This is a genomic window from Lolliginicoccus lacisalsi, from assembly GCF_014841105.1.
In the GTDB taxonomy this organism is placed as follows: Bacteria; Actinomycetota; Actinomycetes; order Mycobacteriales; family Mycobacteriaceae; genus Lolliginicoccus; species Lolliginicoccus lacisalsi.
This window is the reverse complement of record NZ_JACYWE010000004.1, coordinates 1-13559: the sequence shown is the minus strand read 5'-3', so window position 1 is coordinate 13559 and position 13559 is coordinate 1. Positions and strand designations below refer to the sequence as shown.

18 protein-coding genes and 1 pseudogene are annotated in these 13559 nt (G+C 65.4%); 5 read left to right on the top strand and 14 right to left on the bottom strand.

Features of this window, described 5'->3' with window-relative positions:
• Position 1: 1 nt before the first annotated feature.
• From rpsC to HT102_RS07790, 10 genes are all read right to left on the bottom strand, one after another.
• Positions 2 to 808: a 30S ribosomal protein S3 gene (rpsC, locus tag HT102_RS07835; RefSeq protein ID WP_192038872.1), complete on the bottom strand. Its 807-nt coding sequence runs from the start codon at positions 806 to 808 to the stop codon at positions 2 to 4.
• Positions 808 to 1215 carry a 50S ribosomal protein L22 gene (gene rplV / locus HT102_RS07830; protein WP_192038871.1) on the bottom strand — a complete coding sequence of 136 codons (408 nt, stop codon included), beginning with the start codon at positions 1213 to 1215 and terminating at the stop codon, positions 808 to 810. The genes rpsC and rplV overlap by 1 nt, the downstream gene beginning before the upstream one ends.
• The gene (rpsS, locus tag HT102_RS07825) at positions 1212 to 1493 is read right to left on the bottom strand and encodes a 30S ribosomal protein S19 (protein ID WP_192038870.1); all 282 of its coding nucleotides are present in this window, start codon (positions 1491 to 1493) and stop codon (positions 1212 to 1214) included. Before rpsS ends, rplV begins: the two co-directional genes overlap by 4 nt.
• Before the next feature lie 13 nt (positions 1494 to 1506).
• Entirely contained in the window at positions 1507 to 2340 is an 834-nt protein-coding gene (gene rplB / locus HT102_RS07820; RefSeq protein ID WP_192038869.1) for a 50S ribosomal protein L2, read from the bottom strand.
• Between the two features lie 49 nt (positions 2341 to 2389).
• Positions 2390 to 2704, bottom strand: a complete 315-nt coding sequence (rplW, locus tag HT102_RS07815) for a 50S ribosomal protein L23 (protein ID WP_192038868.1) — start codon at positions 2702 to 2704, stop codon at positions 2390 to 2392.
• Positions 2701 to 3384: a 50S ribosomal protein L4 gene (gene rplD / locus HT102_RS07810; protein ID WP_192038867.1), complete on the bottom strand. Its 684-nt coding sequence runs from the start codon at positions 3382 to 3384 to the stop codon at positions 2701 to 2703. Before rplD ends, rplW begins: the two co-directional genes overlap by 4 nt.
• 2 nt (positions 3385 to 3386) lie before the next feature.
• Positions 3387 to 4046, bottom strand: coding sequence for a 50S ribosomal protein L3 (gene rplC / locus HT102_RS07805; RefSeq protein WP_149360553.1), 660 nt, complete (start codon positions 4044 to 4046; stop codon positions 3387 to 3389).
• 20 nt (positions 4047 to 4066) lie between these two features.
• Positions 4067 to 4372, bottom strand: a complete 306-nt coding sequence (gene rpsJ, locus HT102_RS07800) for a 30S ribosomal protein S10 (protein ID WP_003938093.1) — start codon at positions 4370 to 4372, stop codon at positions 4067 to 4069.
• 525 nt (positions 4373 to 4897) lie between these two features.
• On the bottom strand, positions 4898 to 5371 hold the full coding sequence (locus HT102_RS07795) for a hotdog fold domain-containing protein (protein ID WP_192038866.1): 474 nt from the start codon (positions 5369 to 5371) through the stop codon (positions 4898 to 4900).
• A gap of 148 nt (positions 5372 to 5519) precedes the next feature.
• On the bottom strand, positions 5520 to 6326 hold the full coding sequence (locus HT102_RS07790) for an alpha/beta fold hydrolase (protein WP_192038865.1): 807 nt from the start codon (positions 6324 to 6326) through the stop codon (positions 5520 to 5522).
• A 239-nt stretch (positions 6327 to 6565) separates the two neighbouring features.
• Here HT102_RS07790 and HT102_RS07785 point away from each other — a divergent pair, with 239 nt between their 5' ends.
• Genes HT102_RS07785 through HT102_RS07775 form a run of 3 tightly spaced genes read left to right on the top strand, consistent with a single transcriptional unit; the run spans position 6566 to position 9223 of the window.
• Entirely contained in the window at positions 6566 to 7543 is a 978-nt protein-coding gene (locus HT102_RS07785) for an ATP-binding cassette domain-containing protein (protein ID WP_192038864.1), read from the top strand.
• Entirely contained in the window at positions 7540 to 8370 is an 831-nt protein-coding gene (locus HT102_RS07780) for an ABC transporter permease (protein ID WP_192038863.1), read from the top strand. The genes HT102_RS07785 and HT102_RS07780 overlap by 4 nt, the downstream gene beginning before the upstream one ends.
• Before the next feature lie 7 nt (positions 8371 to 8377).
• Positions 8378 to 9223: an ABC transporter permease gene (locus HT102_RS07775; RefSeq protein ID WP_192038862.1), complete on the top strand. Its 846-nt coding sequence runs from the start codon at positions 8378 to 8380 to the stop codon at positions 9221 to 9223.
• 27 nt (positions 9224 to 9250) lie between these two features.
• On the opposite strand, the gene HT102_RS07770 is transcribed toward HT102_RS07775, so the two are convergent.
• Positions 9251 to 10135 carry a glycosyltransferase family 2 protein gene (locus HT102_RS07770; protein WP_192038861.1) on the bottom strand — a complete coding sequence of 295 codons (885 nt, stop codon included), beginning with the start codon at positions 10133 to 10135 and terminating at the stop codon, positions 9251 to 9253.
• Here HT102_RS07770 and HT102_RS16420 point away from each other — a divergent pair.
• Positions 10089 to 10655, top strand: coding sequence for a glycosyltransferase family 2 protein (locus HT102_RS16420; protein ID WP_408611331.1), 567 nt, complete (start codon positions 10089 to 10091; stop codon positions 10653 to 10655). The two genes, HT102_RS07770 and HT102_RS16420, sit on opposite strands and share 47 nt — an antisense overlap.
• A gap of 339 nt (positions 10656 to 10994) precedes the next feature.
• On the opposite strand, the gene HT102_RS07760 is transcribed toward HT102_RS16420, so the two are convergent.
• A complete protein-coding gene (locus HT102_RS07760; RefSeq protein ID WP_192038859.1) occupies positions 10995 to 11168 on the bottom strand; it encodes a hypothetical protein in 174 nt (57 codons plus the stop codon).
• A 430-nt stretch (positions 11169 to 11598) separates the two neighbouring features.
• On the opposite strand from HT102_RS07760, the pseudogene HT102_RS07755 reads away from it, so the two are divergent.
• Positions 11599 to 11814: pseudogene (locus tag HT102_RS07755) on the top strand (polysaccharide pyruvyl transferase family protein); the annotation flags it as partial.
• A 25-nt stretch (positions 11815 to 11839) separates the two neighbouring features.
• Here the strand turns inward: HT102_RS07755 and HT102_RS07750 are convergent.
• Both HT102_RS07750 and HT102_RS07745 read right to left on the bottom strand, forming a co-directional pair.
• Complete coding sequence (locus HT102_RS07750) at positions 11840 to 12130, bottom strand: hypothetical protein (RefSeq protein WP_192038857.1); 291 nt, start codon at positions 12128 to 12130, stop codon at positions 11840 to 11842.
• A gap of 385 nt (positions 12131 to 12515) precedes the next feature.
• Positions 12516 to 13559 (bottom strand): thioesterase domain-containing protein (locus HT102_RS07745; RefSeq protein WP_192038856.1); only part of this gene is annotated, 1044 nt, incomplete at its 5' end.

Genomic DNA, 13559 nt, shown 5'->3' with positions numbered 1-13559 from the left:
GTCAGGCCTCCTTGTTCTGCTCGCCCGCTGCGGCTGTGGCCGTCGCGGTGGCATCGGCGGTCTGCTTGCCCGCGTCAGGCGCGCTGCCCGCTCCCCCGCTGCGGCGGGGACGTGCGGGACGCTCGCGACGGGGCCGGCGGTCATCGCTGCCGGGGATGACGACGTCGGCCTCGCGGCGTCCGCCAACAACATCGCCCTTGTAGATCCAGACCTTCACGCCGATGCGGCCGAAGGTGGTCTTCGCCTCGTGCAGGCCGTAGTCGATGTCGGCACGGAGGGTGTGCAGGGGCACGCGGCCCTCGCGGTAGAACTCCGAGCGGGACATCTCCGCGCCGCCAAGGCGGCCCGAGCACTGCACCCGGATGCCCTTGACGCTGGGATTGCGCATCGCGGACTGGATCGCCTTGCGCATGGCACGACGGAACGCGACGCGGTTGGACAGCTGCTCCGCGATTCCCTGAGCGACGAGCTGCGCGTCGGCATCAGCGTTCTTGACCTCGAGGATGTTGAGCTGGACCTGCTTGCTGGTCAGCTTCTCGAGCTGGGCGCGGATGCGGTCGGCCTCGGTTCCGCGGCGACCGATCACGATGCCGGGGCGCGCGGTGTGGATGTCGACGCGGACGCGGTCACGAGTGCGCTCGATCTCGACCTTGGAGATGCCAGCGCGCTCGAGCCCCGACTTGAGGAGCTTGCGGATCGCGACATCTTCCTTGACGTACTCGGCGTACTGCTTGTCGGCGTACCAGCGCGACTTCCAGTCGGTGGTGATGCCGAGGCGGAAGCCGTGCGGGTTGATCTTCTGGCCCACTACTGAGCTCCCTTCCGGCGGTTACGGTTTCCTTCGGCCTTGGACGGCAGGCTCTCCACAACGATGGTGATGTGGCTGGTGCGCTTGCGGATCCGGAAGGCCCGGCCCTGGGCACGCGGCTGGAACCGCTTCAGGGTGGGGCCCTCGTTGACGTAGGCCTCGGAGACCACCAGGGTGCGTGGATCAAGGCTCAGGTTGTTCTCGGCGTTGGCTACTGCGCTAGCGAGCACCTTCGCGACCGGCTCGCTGGCGGCCTGGGGCGCGAACTTCAGCACGGCGAGTGCGTCAGCAGCGTCACGGCCACGGATGAGGTCGACGACTCGCCGGGCCTTCATCGGTGTCACGCGCACGTAGCGAGCCGTCGCCCGAGCGGTCGGGTTCGCGGTCGCGGTGTTGTTGTTGCTCATCGGCGCTTGCTCTTCCGGTCTTCCTTGATGTGGCTCTTGAACGTCCGGGTCGGCGCGAACTCTCCGAGCTTGTGGCCAACCATGTTCTCCGAGACGAACACCGGGACGTGCTTGCGACCATCGTGGACGGCAAACGTGTGTCCGATGAAGTCTGGACGGATGGTCGAGCGACGGGACCAGGTCTTGATGACCTGCTTGGTACCCTTTTCGTTCTGTACGTCCACCTTTGCGAGGAGGTGGTCATCGACGAACGGGCCCTTCTTTAGGCTGCGCGGCATCTTTCACTCCCTCCTAGCGCTTCTTGCCTGTGCGGCGACGACGAACGATCAGGCGATCGCTCTCCTTGCGACGACGGGTCCGCCCTTCGGGCTTGCCCCATGGGCTGACCGGGTGGCGCCCACCGCTGGTCTTGCCCTCGCCACCACCGTGTGGGTGGTCTACCGGGTTCATGACGACGCCTCGGACGGTCGGGCGCTTGCCCTTCCATCGCATTCGGCCAGCCTTGCCCCAGTTGATGTTGGCGTGCTCGGCATTGCCGACCTCGCCGACCGAAGCGCGGCATCGCGCATCGACGTTGCGGATCTCGCCGGATGGCATGCGCAGCTGCGCGTCGGGGCCGTCCTTGGCGACGAGCTGGACCGAGGAGCCTGCGCTGCGGGCGATCTTCGCGCCGCCACCGGGGCGGAGCTCGATTGCGTGCACAACGGTACCCGTGGGGATGTTGCGCAGCGGCAGGTTGTTGCCGGGCTTGATGTCGGCACCTGGTCCTGATTCGACGATGTCGCCCTGCTTGAGCTTGGCGGGAGCGATGATGTAGCGCTTCTCACCGTCGAGGTAGTGCAGCAGCGCGATGCGCGCAGTGCGGTTGGGGTCGTACTCGATGTGCGCGACCTTGGCGTTGACGCCATCCTTGTCCGCGCGGCGGAAATCGATGACACGGTAGGCGCGCTTGTGGCCACCACCCTTGTGGCGGGTGGTGATGCGTCCGTGCGCGTTGCGGCCTCCATGACCATGCAGCGGCTTGATCAGGGACTTCTCTGGGGTGGATCGGGTGATCTCGGAGAAGTCAGCCACACTCGATCCCCGGCGGCCCGGGGATGTGGGCTTGTACTTGCGGATTGCCATGAGTCTCTCGTCCTCTTTGTTTCGTCAGTTCCGATTGTCGAGCTGCGCGCTAGACGACCGGACCTCCGAAGAGCTCGATGGGCTTGCTGTCGGCCGTCAGGGTGACGAAGGCCCGCTTGGTGTTCTTTCGCTTGCCGAAGCCGAGGCGGGTGCGCTTGCGCTTGCCCTGGCGATTGGCGGTGTTCACGCTGACGACCTTGACGCCAAAGATCTTCTCGATGGCGATCTTGATCTGCGTCTTGTTCGCATCGGGATGCACCAGGAAGGTGTAGGTCGCCTCCTCGATCAGTCCGTAGGACTTCTCGGAGATCACCGGCGCGAGGATGATGTCACGCGGATCGGTGAGTGTCTGCGAGACGTTCACTTCGACTCCTCCCCTGTGCTGGCACCCGTGCGGGCGGCGATGAACGTGTGCAGTGCCTCGACAGTGAAGATCAGGTCCTCGCTGTTGAGCACGTCGTAGGTGTTGAGCTGATCGGGCGCGATGGGGTGGGCATTGTCAAGGTTGCCAATGCTCTTCCATGCGGCCAGATCGTCGCGCCCGAGAACAACCAGGAACTTGTTCCGGCTGCTGAGGCTGGCGAGCAGGTCCTTCACCGCCCTGGTGGAGGGCTTCTGGCCGGGGACCAGCTCGGTGACGACCTGGATGCGCTCGTTGCGCGCGCGATCGGAGAGCGCGCTGCGCAGTGCGCCCGCGATCATCTTCTTGGGGGTGCGCTGGCTGTAGTCGCGTGGCTTCGGGCCGTGGACCGTGCCACCGCCGACGAACTGCGGGGCGCGGGTCGAGCCCTGGCGCGCGCGGCCGGTGCCCTTCTGGCGGTAGGGCTTCTTGCCGCCACCGCTGACCTCGGCACGAGTCTTGGTCGAGTGCGTGCCCTGGCGGGCCGCCGCGAGCTGCGCGATGACTACCTGGTGCATCAGCGGCATGTTGATCGGCGCGTCGAAGATCTCGGCGGGCAGGTCAACGGTCCCCTTCGTGGCACCGTCAGGGGTGCGCACGTCGAGGGTCAGCTTGGTCGTTCCGGTGTTGGTTGCGCTTGTCATGATCACTCGCCGCCCTTCACTGCGGTCTTCACAACAACGAGCCCGCCCTTGCGTCCGGGGATGGCGCCCTTGATGAGGAGCAGCCCGGCCTCGGAGTCCACCTTGTGGACCTTGAGGTTCTGGGTCGTCACCTTCTCATTGCCCATCCGGCCCGCCATGCGCATGCCCTTGAACACGCGACCTGGCGTGGCGCAGCCACCGATCGAGCCGGGGCGGCGGTGCACTGCCTGGGTGCCGTGGGAGGCGCCCTGGCCGCGGAAGCCGTGGCGCTTCATGACGCCCGCGTAGCCCTTGCCCTTGCTGATCCCGGTCACGTCGACGAACGCGCCGTCCGCGAAGACATCAGCGGTGACTTCCTGGCCGATCTCGAACTGCGAGGGATCGGCGACGCGGAGCTCCACGATGTGACGGCGCGGCGTGGCGCCGGCCTTGGTGAACTGGCCGGCGACCGGCTTGCTCACCTTGCGGGGATCGATCGCCCCGTACGCGAGCTGCACGGCGTTGTAGCCATCGCGCTCTTCGGTCCGCACCCCGGCGACGACGCATGGCCCGGCCTTGACGACCGTCACGGGCACAACCCGGTTGCGGTCGTCGAAGACCTGGGTCATGCCGAGCTTGTTGCCCAGGATGCCCTTGTTCGTTGCTTCATTCTGCTTAGCCATCGGTCCTGTCTCCGCCGCGATCACTGAATGTTGACGTCGACGCTTGCCGGGAGGTCGATGCGCATGAGTGCGTCGACGGTCTTCGGCGTCGGGTCGAGGATGTCAATGAGACGCTTGTGTGTGCGCATCTCGAAGTGCTCGCGCGAGTCCTTGTACTTGTGCGGCGAGCGGATGACGCAATATACGTTCTTCTCGGTCGGCAACGGCACCGGGCCGACGACCCGAGCGCCCGTCCGGGTCACCGTCTCGACGATCTTTCGCGCTGACGCGTCGATCGCCTCATGGTCGTAGGCCTTGAGCCTGATGCGGATCTTTTGTCCCGCCACGCTTGTGTCCTTTTCTTGCCGCTGTCGCTGTGGCCTGTCGACCACACCTTCGATGTTGTGGCTGCTTCCGCCACCCCTTCGATGCTTGCGCGAAGCTGCCTAGCCTTCGCGCAAACGGCCATGACATGCGAAGTCGCAGCCCGCAACAGGATCAAAGCCGATCCGTCGCCGCTGTTCACCTGTCATGGTTCTCCGGTCCACGCGGTCGGGCGTGTCGCCCTCTCGCTTCTCATGCGGTCGCTGGGCGACCGCATGCCGGACCAGTCGCGCCCAAGTGGGCACATGGTCTTGGTTTGCTATTGCTCCCAGTGGCGATCGGCGTTCTCGCGATGACAGTGATGTCGCTGCGAGCTCGCTTCCTGCTACCAGGCATGAGGCATGCCTAGGCCGAGAAGTTACCGCGAGTGCAGGGCACCTGCGGATTCGTACCTGGCCAAGGCAACCCGAATAGTATGCATCAAATCCTCGTCGTGGCCAAATCGCGGGCCAGGGCTCCCGCCTCGGCGCGAACACGGCCACCGCCGGTCAGCTCCGCGGCCGCACCCAGGTGGTGATATCGGCACGGACGACCTCGTTGCCGTTCTTGTCGGTCAGGGACACCGGGACCACGACATCCAGCCCATCGGTGATACCGCTGAAGTCCGGGACCTCGATCTGGGCCGTCGCGGTCAGCCCCGACGGCGCCTTGCGCAGGTACTCGACCGACATGCCCTTAGGGATCCACTGGTGCGTGGAGGGCACGGTCACCTCCATCAGGACACCCATGGCCGCCTCCGCGAGGTTGCACGCAGCGATCGCATGGAACGTGCCGATGTGATTGTGCACGCCCGGCCACTTCGGCGCGGACATCACGACCCGGCCCGGCTCGGCGCTGCGCACGACGGGCACGACCGTCACGAAATAGGGAGCCTTCGCCCACACGCCCGCCGAGAACGCAAGTCGACCGACAACGTTCTTGTTGAGCTTGTTCCACAGCGCGAGCGCACGGGGTTCGGTCATGGTTGCCACCCTTGTCATCAATATCCGGATTCGCCTCGGGATCGATGGCGCGCCACGACGAGCGACGTCCCCTTCCCCGCCGCTGGACAGTACCGCATTTTCCAACGGCCTAGCCAGGCCCGGGACCGTGGGAGCGCAGCTCGCGCCCTCAGGAGGCGCGCAACCACTCCAGGAGGATCTTGTTCACCGCATCAGGCCGCTCGAGGGCCCCGTAGTGCCCGGCATCCGGCACCTCCAGGTATCGCGCCCCAGGTATGGCGTTCGCTACCTCCCGCGCGAGGTGCGGCGGTATCAGCCGGTCGTCCTGGTACCCGACCGCGAGCACCGGCGTCGTGATCGCGCGGTAGGCCCCCAGCCGGTCCGGGAACTCCGACAGGGCGATCTGCGCCCGCACCCCTGCCGTGGCGGGCGCATGGGAGTACTCGATGATGGCCAGCCAGTCGGCCGCATCCATGTCCTTGCGCAGCGTCGCGGGCGAGAGGTTCATGATGGCGTTCACCGCGGAGAAGTACGCGGCGGGCAGCTCGATCCCGCGATCGTGCAGCTCCGCCTCGCCCCGGGACAGCGCCTTGATGACGGGATCGACCCGGCCATGCGCGGTGAGAAGGACTGCGCTGCGCACGAGGCCTGGGCGAGCCAGGCACAGCTCCTGGGCGATCCGGGCGCCCAGCGATGTTCCCACCACGTGCGCGGGACCGGTCCCGAGATGCTCGATCAAGGCCGCGGCATCGCCCACCATGTCGTCGATGCTGAAGCCCCCAGGGCACTCGCTGCTGGGCGCTATGCCCCGGTTCTCGAAGGTCGCCACGGAGAATCCGGCGCTCACGAGGGCCGGGACCTGGTACATCTCCCATACCCTCCCAGGGCTTGCCGTGCCCATGATCATCAGCACCAGCGGGCCCTGGCCGTGGAGTCGATAGTTCAGCGTGATGCCATTAAGTGTGACGCTGGGCATGCTTGCCTTTCTTCTCGGGGATTCCGGCGCTCTCTACGGGTAGCGTGTTGGTAAAGGGCTACGATTGGCCCGGGCCTGTTCGATCAAATTACTGTGCAGCGCGCTCCCTGGCTAACCCCGTCGCGTAGCGCGGTAGGTTGGACCAAGGCGTGCACCAGCCGGAAACCCTGGTGATGGTGCGAGGACGACCCCGAACCGGGTGCCGTTCCGTACCGCACCTGACATTTACAGGAGTTTGGATGCGCTCATCGCCGGAGACTGCGGTGGTTGTCGACGATGTTGTCAAGACTTTCGGCGACGTTACTGCCTTGAGTGGCATCAGTTTCTCCGTGCCCAAGGGCACCGTGCTGGGGGTGCTCGGCCCTAATGGCGCGGGCAAGACCACCATGGTGAGCGTGCTGTCAACGTTGCAGCAACCCGATTTCGGCAAGGCCTGGGTCGCGGGATTCGATGTTGTCGAGCAGGCAGCCGACGTGCGCCGCTCGATCATGCTGACCGGGCAGTACGCCGCGCTCGACGCGACGCTCACCGGCCGGGAGAACCTGCAGTTGTTCGGACGGCTGATGGGGCTCAACCGACGAGACTCCAAGACCCGCGCCCAGCAGCTCCTCGAGGCATTCGACCTCGTCTATGCAGGCAACCGCCGCGTGGGCGGCTACTCCGGTGGCATGCGCAGGCGGATCGACATCGCCTGTGGACTCGTCACCCGGCCCGAGGTCGTCTTCCTCGACGAGCCCACCACGGGGCTCGATCCCCGGAGCCGCCAGGCGGTGTGGTCGCTGGTCAAGTCGTTGAAGAACGAGGGCATCACCGTGCTGCTGACCACGCAGTACCTCGAGGAGGCCGACATCCTCAGCGACAACATCATCGTGATCGACAAGGGCACCGTCATCGCCGAGGGCACCGCCGACCAGCTCAAGCAGCGGACGGGAGGTTCATACTGCGAGGTCGTGCCGCTCAACCCGACGCATCTGCAGAAGATCCAGGCATTGCTCGCTGACCTCTATCCACAGGATGCGCCGCTGCCCGAGATCAAGCCCGATGCCGATCGGCTCTCGCTGCCAGCGATCGACGGCCCGGCCACGCTCAGCGAGGTATTGCGCCGCCTCGACATGGAGAACATCCAGCTCGCCGATGTCGCGCTGCGGCGGCCTTCGCTCGACGATGTGTTCCTCTCACTGACCGGGCATGGTAGCAAGGAGGACGCGCGCCCATGACGGTCGGTACTATCGATATCCCGCTCGAGTCATCGAGCACCGCGCTGGCCAAACCAAGCCAGCTGCAGCAGTGGGCGGCGCTCAACAGCCGGGCGCTGCGCGAGATGACTCGCAATGGCGATTTCATCGTCGCTCTCGTGACGCCCGCGCTATTCACGCTGGCCTACTATGTGCCGCTGCGCAAGATGATGGAGACCGCCACCTACTTCGGCGGTGGCGGCCTGGACAACTACGGCCAGTTCGTGGTCCCGCTCATCGCGCTCGGCGCGGTGGCACTGACCATGACCCAGGCAGCATTGCGCGCTGCGAGGGACGCGGCGGATGGCATCACCACGCGGTTCGCCACGATGCCCATTCCTCGACTGGTACCGCTCTGGTCCCGCATGTCCGCGAACATGGTCCGTTCCATAGTGACCCTGGCGGCAGCCCTCTCCTACGGCCACCTGGTCAACTTCCGGTTCGAGGGCACGTGGGCCGAGACCGCGGGCTTCCTCGGGCTCGCGCTGCTGGTCAGCCTCGCTCTCATGCTGGCCGCGGATGGCCTCGGCACCTGGTCGGAGAACCCGCGCGCGGTCACCCAGGCGCTGACGCTGCCCACCTTGATCTTCGGCATGATGTCCACCGGGTTCATTCCCGAGAGCGGCTTCCCCGAGTTCGTGCGACCCTTTGTTCGCAACCAGCCAGTCTCGATCTTCGCCGAGGCCCTGCGGCAACTCGCGGATGGCGAGGCGACCCGCGACATCATGGTGCCGACAGCATTGTGGGGCGGCGGGCTGCTAGTCCTGTTCGCCGCCTTCGCGATCTGGGCTAGCGCGAGAAGGAAGTGATCCGACCATGACCGCTCCCGCTGTGGAGAATACAGCCACGTCCCCCATCGTTCTCTTCCCCGAGCTCTCCCATTCCGCGCCCGAGTCGTCGTTGTCGTCCTGGGCGAGGCAGAGCCTGCTCATGGCGAAGCGCCTGCTGATCGTCTGGTCGCGGGACCCGTTCACGATGGTGCAGGCCGTGATCTATCCGGCGATCATGCTGCTGATGCTCAGACTCGTGATGGGCGACACGATCGAGCGCTTCTCGGGGCAAGCTGCAGTATTCCGCTTCGCGCCGCTGATGGCGCTGGTCGCGGCGATGTCGGGGGCGCTCGCCGGGGTTGTGCTGGTGATGCAGGAGCGCGAGAAGGGAATCCTCAGCCGGTACTGGGCACTGCCGATCCACCGGGCAGCCGACCTGACGGGGCGCTTGCTCGCCGAGAGCGCCCGGATCATTCTGACCACGCTGCTCATCATCGCGGTCGCCTTGCCACTGGGATTGACGTTCCAGAGCGTAGGGACGTTCTTCGCGTTCCTAGCCATCCCCTTGCTGTTCGGCATAGGGTTCGCGACATTGGCGACCGCAGCCGCGCTGGCGACGACAAGCCAGGCGATCGTCGCGGCCCTGAGCCTGTTCATGATGATCGGCATGTTCTTCAGCACCGGATTCACTGAGGTCGATGCGTTTCCCAGCTGGGCTCATCCATTCGTGGAGAACCAGCCGATCACCCACGCTGTGGATACCATGCGGGCGCTGGCCACCGGTGGTGACTACATGACACCGCTGATGTTGTGCGCGCTGTGGTCCGGCGGCTTCGTGGTCCTCTTTGCTTTCCCCGCGATCCGGGGATACCGGAGGTCCGCGGCGGGCTAGTCGCCGGGCCCACGGGCCGAGAGGGTTCTAGCGGGCAGCGTCTCCCCCAGGGTGGGCGCGGTGCTCCGAACCGGTTCGCAGGCGCGACCATGAGTACCGCTCCGTCTCGGGGTCATAGGCACGATTGGGAACCCACACGAGCAGGTACATCGTCCGCATGATCCACACGGTGATCCAGCTGGCCCGGGCTTCCCACAGCCTGCCGTGCATGCGCAACGTGCGCGGCAGGCTCGCGCTGTAGCGCCAGAATGCCTGCCGGGAGGTGCGCCCCCGGCGGCCAGAGATCCCGGCCCTCATCCCCGGCACGAAGGCGATCTGCTTGCCCGCTTTGCCCAGGAGCAGCGAGACATCCGTGTCATCCCACTTCTCGCGGGAAAGGCTGACGTCGTCCTTGATGTCGCGCCAGGCCTGCGGCGTGATCGCCATATTGCTGCCGACGAGGCTGTTCACCCGGCGCACCTCTGTGTTCTCGCTGCCCCGCATCGTTGCTACCCGCGTGATCAGTGCCATTCCGGCCCTGTCGAGGCCCCGCAGCGGAGCATCGTACTTGCTGATCGGTCCGACCGCTGCGTCAAACCCAGCCCCTTTGCCGGCGAAGAAATCGACGATCGCGCTGGACCATTCAGGCTCGACGCGGGTATCCGCATCGATGCGGGCAATGATCTCGCCGGTGACTTCCGCGAATCCGCGGTTTCGTGCAGCAGCGACCCCCGGAGCAGGCTCGTGGACGAGCTTGATCGGAACAGGGCTGCGTTCGCGGAACCTGCTGACCGCGGCAGCCGTGCCGTCGGTGGAGGCGTTGTCGACAACGATGATCTCGTGAGGTAGCTCGCGCTGCGATACCAGCGCTTCAAGGCATGGCTCGATGGCGTCTTCCTCATTGAACGCCGGAACGACAACGCTTAGATTCATCGGTCCAGTAGAGCACCGAAGCTACTCGCTGTCACTAACGCCACGCTGCAAGCAGTCCACGAAGTTCCGGACGACCACCGCAATGCTTCCCAGCGAGATCCGTTGTAGGCCATTCACCGACTTTCAAGTAGAAATATCGCCACAGCTTTTGGTCGACCAATCCAAGAAATCCCAACTACTGGATCAACCATTGGCAAGAAGTCACCCGCAACCGTCCGCTACGCCCAAGCCAATAAGTGTTGTTGCCCCCGTCTTGAATGAGCGCGAGGCGATTCGCCGGTGCATCGAGCACCTTCAGCGCCAAGGCGATCACATCGCAGAACTCGTCGTGGTCGACACTAACAGCACCGATCAAACAGGAACGGTCGTCGAAGAACTTGCCAAGCACGACGAGCGGATAGTCCTGATCCATGAAGAGCGGCAAGGCCTTGTCCCGGCCCGCAACAAGGGCTTTGACCACGCCCGTTCCTGCACTCCTATCGCACTGTGCGCAATGTTTTTGGCGCCAACATGGCCCTGACCAAAGAAGCCTGGAACACCATCAAGGGGGCCGTCAACTCCACACCGGGGATCTGGGAGGACGTCGATCTATCACTCGCGCTTCGCGAAGCAGGGGTGACGGTCGCCCTTGTCCCTGGAATGCGAGCCGGAATTTCGGGACGAAGCATGCTCTCGAGCCCTGCAAGCTATTGGAAGTACTCGAAAGGCTCAGTTCTCACGATGCGCCAACGTGGCTACGACAGAGTCCCAGCGGCCCACTACGCGGCGGTGTGGCTCAGGCGCGCGTTCTATCTGGCCTACCATTTTCCAGTGCGAGCGTGGGACGCGGAGCGGCAGAGGTTCAGCCTAGGGAATATTGCTACCCAGCGCCACGAGCGGGTGATTCCGTGACCTCCAGCAGCAGCGCCATGGCCGACGCGATCGCCCGGATCAGTGCCCGGAGCCTCAGCGCGCACCAGCAGGCCATCACTGCTGGCAGCACCGTTGCCTTCGTCGACTTCCCCCAGCACATCAATGCGGGGGATCTCCTCATCTACCGAAGCCAACGCAATCTATTGAGCGCCATGGTCGCAAGGATCGGATACGGCTGCACTGTCACGAACTACGATGCGGACGTACTGCGCGCGAAGGTCCCCGACGGACCCATCCTGTGCCAGGGCGGTGGGAACTTCGGAGACAGGTGGCCAATATTTCAGAAGTTGCGGGAACGGGTTATCCGCGATTTTCCCGACCGGCCATCGTGCAACTACCACAGAGCATGGCATGGCTACCAGGAGATGCCTTGCGCGCCACCCAAGAGATATACTCCGGCCATCCGAACCTCACGATCATGATTCGCGACGCTCGCGGATTCGAACAACGCCTCTACCTGGAACCACGCGGCCCGCAAGCTCACCAACAGCGCGCAGCCGTTCCTCTTCGATAGGCAGGCAGACGTTCTCCTCCATGGAGCTGCCCGAAAACTAGCCAAGGGGCGCGTCATCGTGACTGATCGCCTCCATGCGGCCGTGCTCGGGCTCCTGATGGGAAAGCGCGTCGTGGCTCTCGACAACGCCAACGGAAAGATCTCGGCCATCTACGACGACTACATGCATGAGCTCGAGGGGATCGAGCTATGTGGCTCGCTCGCGGAAGTACCGGGCGCTGTCTCGCGCGCCCTAGAATCACACCCCGGATAGGAACCCGAGTCCATCCCGAGGCTGGCTACATCGAGGCCGCGGCGCGCGAGCCCGAGTGATCGTAGCTCTCCCCTGCAGCATGGACCCGGGCACGCTCCTCGAAGAGCTGCACCACGACATGGGTCAGCGAGCCAGGGGCGTGCGCGGGCGCGGGCTCATCGGCGCCGCGGGCGAGGAGCTGGGCCAGCATGGACCGGAGCCGCATGGCGAGCACATGCCCCTTCGCGCCTTCATCGAGCAGCGCCTCGACCGCAGCCGCAAGCAGCACCACGGTCTCGTCGTCGAGCCCGTAGCCGTCGATCGCCTTGCGCAGCATTCCGTTGGCATCCTGGCGATTGCTCGCGCGGCTGGCCGGCCTCTCCCTGGTGGCTTCGCGGTTTGCGGGCACGCCCCGGGCAGGCTGGAGGCAAGGACGCTGCCGCGCTCGCGCTTCGTCTTCCACTCGCTAACCTACCTATTTGTTGCTCGGATCAGCACCCTGCTCGCACTGAAAATGATGACTGCCTGCCGCTCGCCGCTTTCTGCTCGGATCGCCTGTGAACCATCTGTGGTGAACAGTAGTGCGGCAGTGTCTCGGGAGGCTGTCTTCCACTGCACGAACAGGTCACGATCCAGCGACGCGTTGTTATCGTGCTCCTGAACAGCAAGAACAGCGGTGCCAGCGCGATTCTCGCGCTGGCGCCGCTGTTCTTGCGGAACGCTCAGAGGTGTTCCGCGACCTTCCTCGCGACGATCTCGAGAACGGGCGCGGAGGTCATCTCCCAGTGCGTTGCGTCCACTCCCGAGGCGAATATCGCGCCCGAGATCGCCGCCTGCCACGACCTTGCTGCCGCATCGCGATCGGACCGATCCTTGTCGGCGGTGAAGAGGATCAGATCGCCCTGGAACTGGCGCGGCTCATAGCGGCGCATCGCTGCCGCTGATGCCTCCGCGACCTCGATCAGCTTCTCGATCGCTTGGCGGGGAACCGGAACGTGCCCGTCCACGGCATCGATCAGCTCTGCCACCGAGCCGATCCCCGCGGCGTCGATGTCGCCTCCGGATACTCCGAATCCTCCAACGACGTCAGCGACAGTGACCTCACCGGACTCCACGGCGGCACCGGCGTCTCCGGCGAAGGAGTCCAGCATGGCCAGTAGCTCGACCTGCTGCCCAGCCTCCTGCAGCTGCACGGCCATCGCGTGCGCGATCACGCCACCCAGTGACCAGCCCAGCAGGCGGTAGGGCCCCTCGGGGCGGATCCTGCGGATCTCCTCCACGTAGCGCGCCGCGAGCTCGTCGATCGACGCGGGAGGCACAAGACCGGGTTCCGACGCGGCAGGGGACTGCACGCCGTAGACCGGCACTCCCTCGGGCAGCAGGCCGCCGAGCCCGGTGTAGCACCAGGCGAGACCCACGATCGGGTGGATCGCGAACACCGGGGCCTGGTCGCCCTCGGGGCGGATCGGGTAGATGACCGACATCGGGTCGGCGGCGGTGGCGGTCCCGCCCTCCTCGATCCGCACGGCGAGATCGGCAACGGATTCCGCCAGCAGTACATCCCGAAGCTCCACGGGCTTGCCCATGGCGTCGGTGAGCAGGCCGGCCACCCGCACCGCGACCAGGGAGTTTCCACCGAGGCGCAGGAAGCTATCCGTGCGGCCCACCCGGTCGATGCCCAGGGCCTCAGCGAGCACGCCCGCAACAATCTGCTCGGTCACGCCTTGCGGCTCGACGTACTCGTCGACCACCGCGCCGGCGCCGGG

Coding starts and splice junctions, on each gene's coding strand:
- rplV (WP_192038871.1), bottom strand. CDS start 1,215: ATGAGCAACAACAACACCGCGACCGCGAACCCGACCGCTCGGGCGACG.
- rpsS (WP_192038870.1), bottom strand. CDS start 1,493: ATGCCGCGCAGCCTAAAGAAGGGCCCGTTCGTCGATGACCACCTCCTC.
- rplB (WP_192038869.1), bottom strand. CDS start 2,340: ATGGCAATCCGCAAGTACAAGCCCACATCCCCGGGCCGCCGGGGATCG.
- rplD (WP_192038867.1), bottom strand. CDS start 3,384: ATGACAAGCGCAACCAACACCGGAACGACCAAGCTGACCCTCGACGTG.
- rplC (WP_149360553.1), bottom strand. CDS start 4,046: ATGGCTAAGCAGAATGAAGCAACGAACAAGGGCATCCTGGGCAACAAG.
- HT102_RS07795 (WP_192038866.1), bottom strand. CDS start 5,371: ATGACCGAACCCCGTGCGCTCGCGCTGTGGAACAAGCTCAACAAGAAC.
- HT102_RS07790 (WP_192038865.1), bottom strand. CDS start 6,326: ATGCCCAGCGTCACACTTAATGGCATCACGCTGAACTATCGACTCCAC.
- HT102_RS07785 (WP_192038864.1), top strand. CDS start 6,566: ATGCGCTCATCGCCGGAGACTGCGGTGGTTGTCGACGATGTTGTCAAG.
- HT102_RS07780 (WP_192038863.1), top strand. CDS start 7,540: ATGACGGTCGGTACTATCGATATCCCGCTCGAGTCATCGAGCACCGCG.
- HT102_RS07775 (WP_192038862.1), top strand. CDS start 8,378: ATGACCGCTCCCGCTGTGGAGAATACAGCCACGTCCCCCATCGTTCTC.
- HT102_RS16420 (WP_408611331.1), top strand. CDS start 10,089: ATGGCGTCTTCCTCATTGAACGCCGGAACGACAACGCTTAGATTCATC.
- HT102_RS07770 (WP_192038861.1), bottom strand. CDS start 10,135: ATGAATCTAAGCGTTGTCGTTCCGGCGTTCAATGAGGAAGACGCCATC.
- HT102_RS07760 (WP_192038859.1), bottom strand. CDS start 11,168: ATGAGGAGATCCCCCGCATTGATGTGCTGGGGGAAGTCGACGAAGGCA.
- HT102_RS07750 (WP_192038857.1), bottom strand. CDS start 12,130: ATGCTGCGCAAGGCGATCGACGGCTACGGGCTCGACGACGAGACCGTG.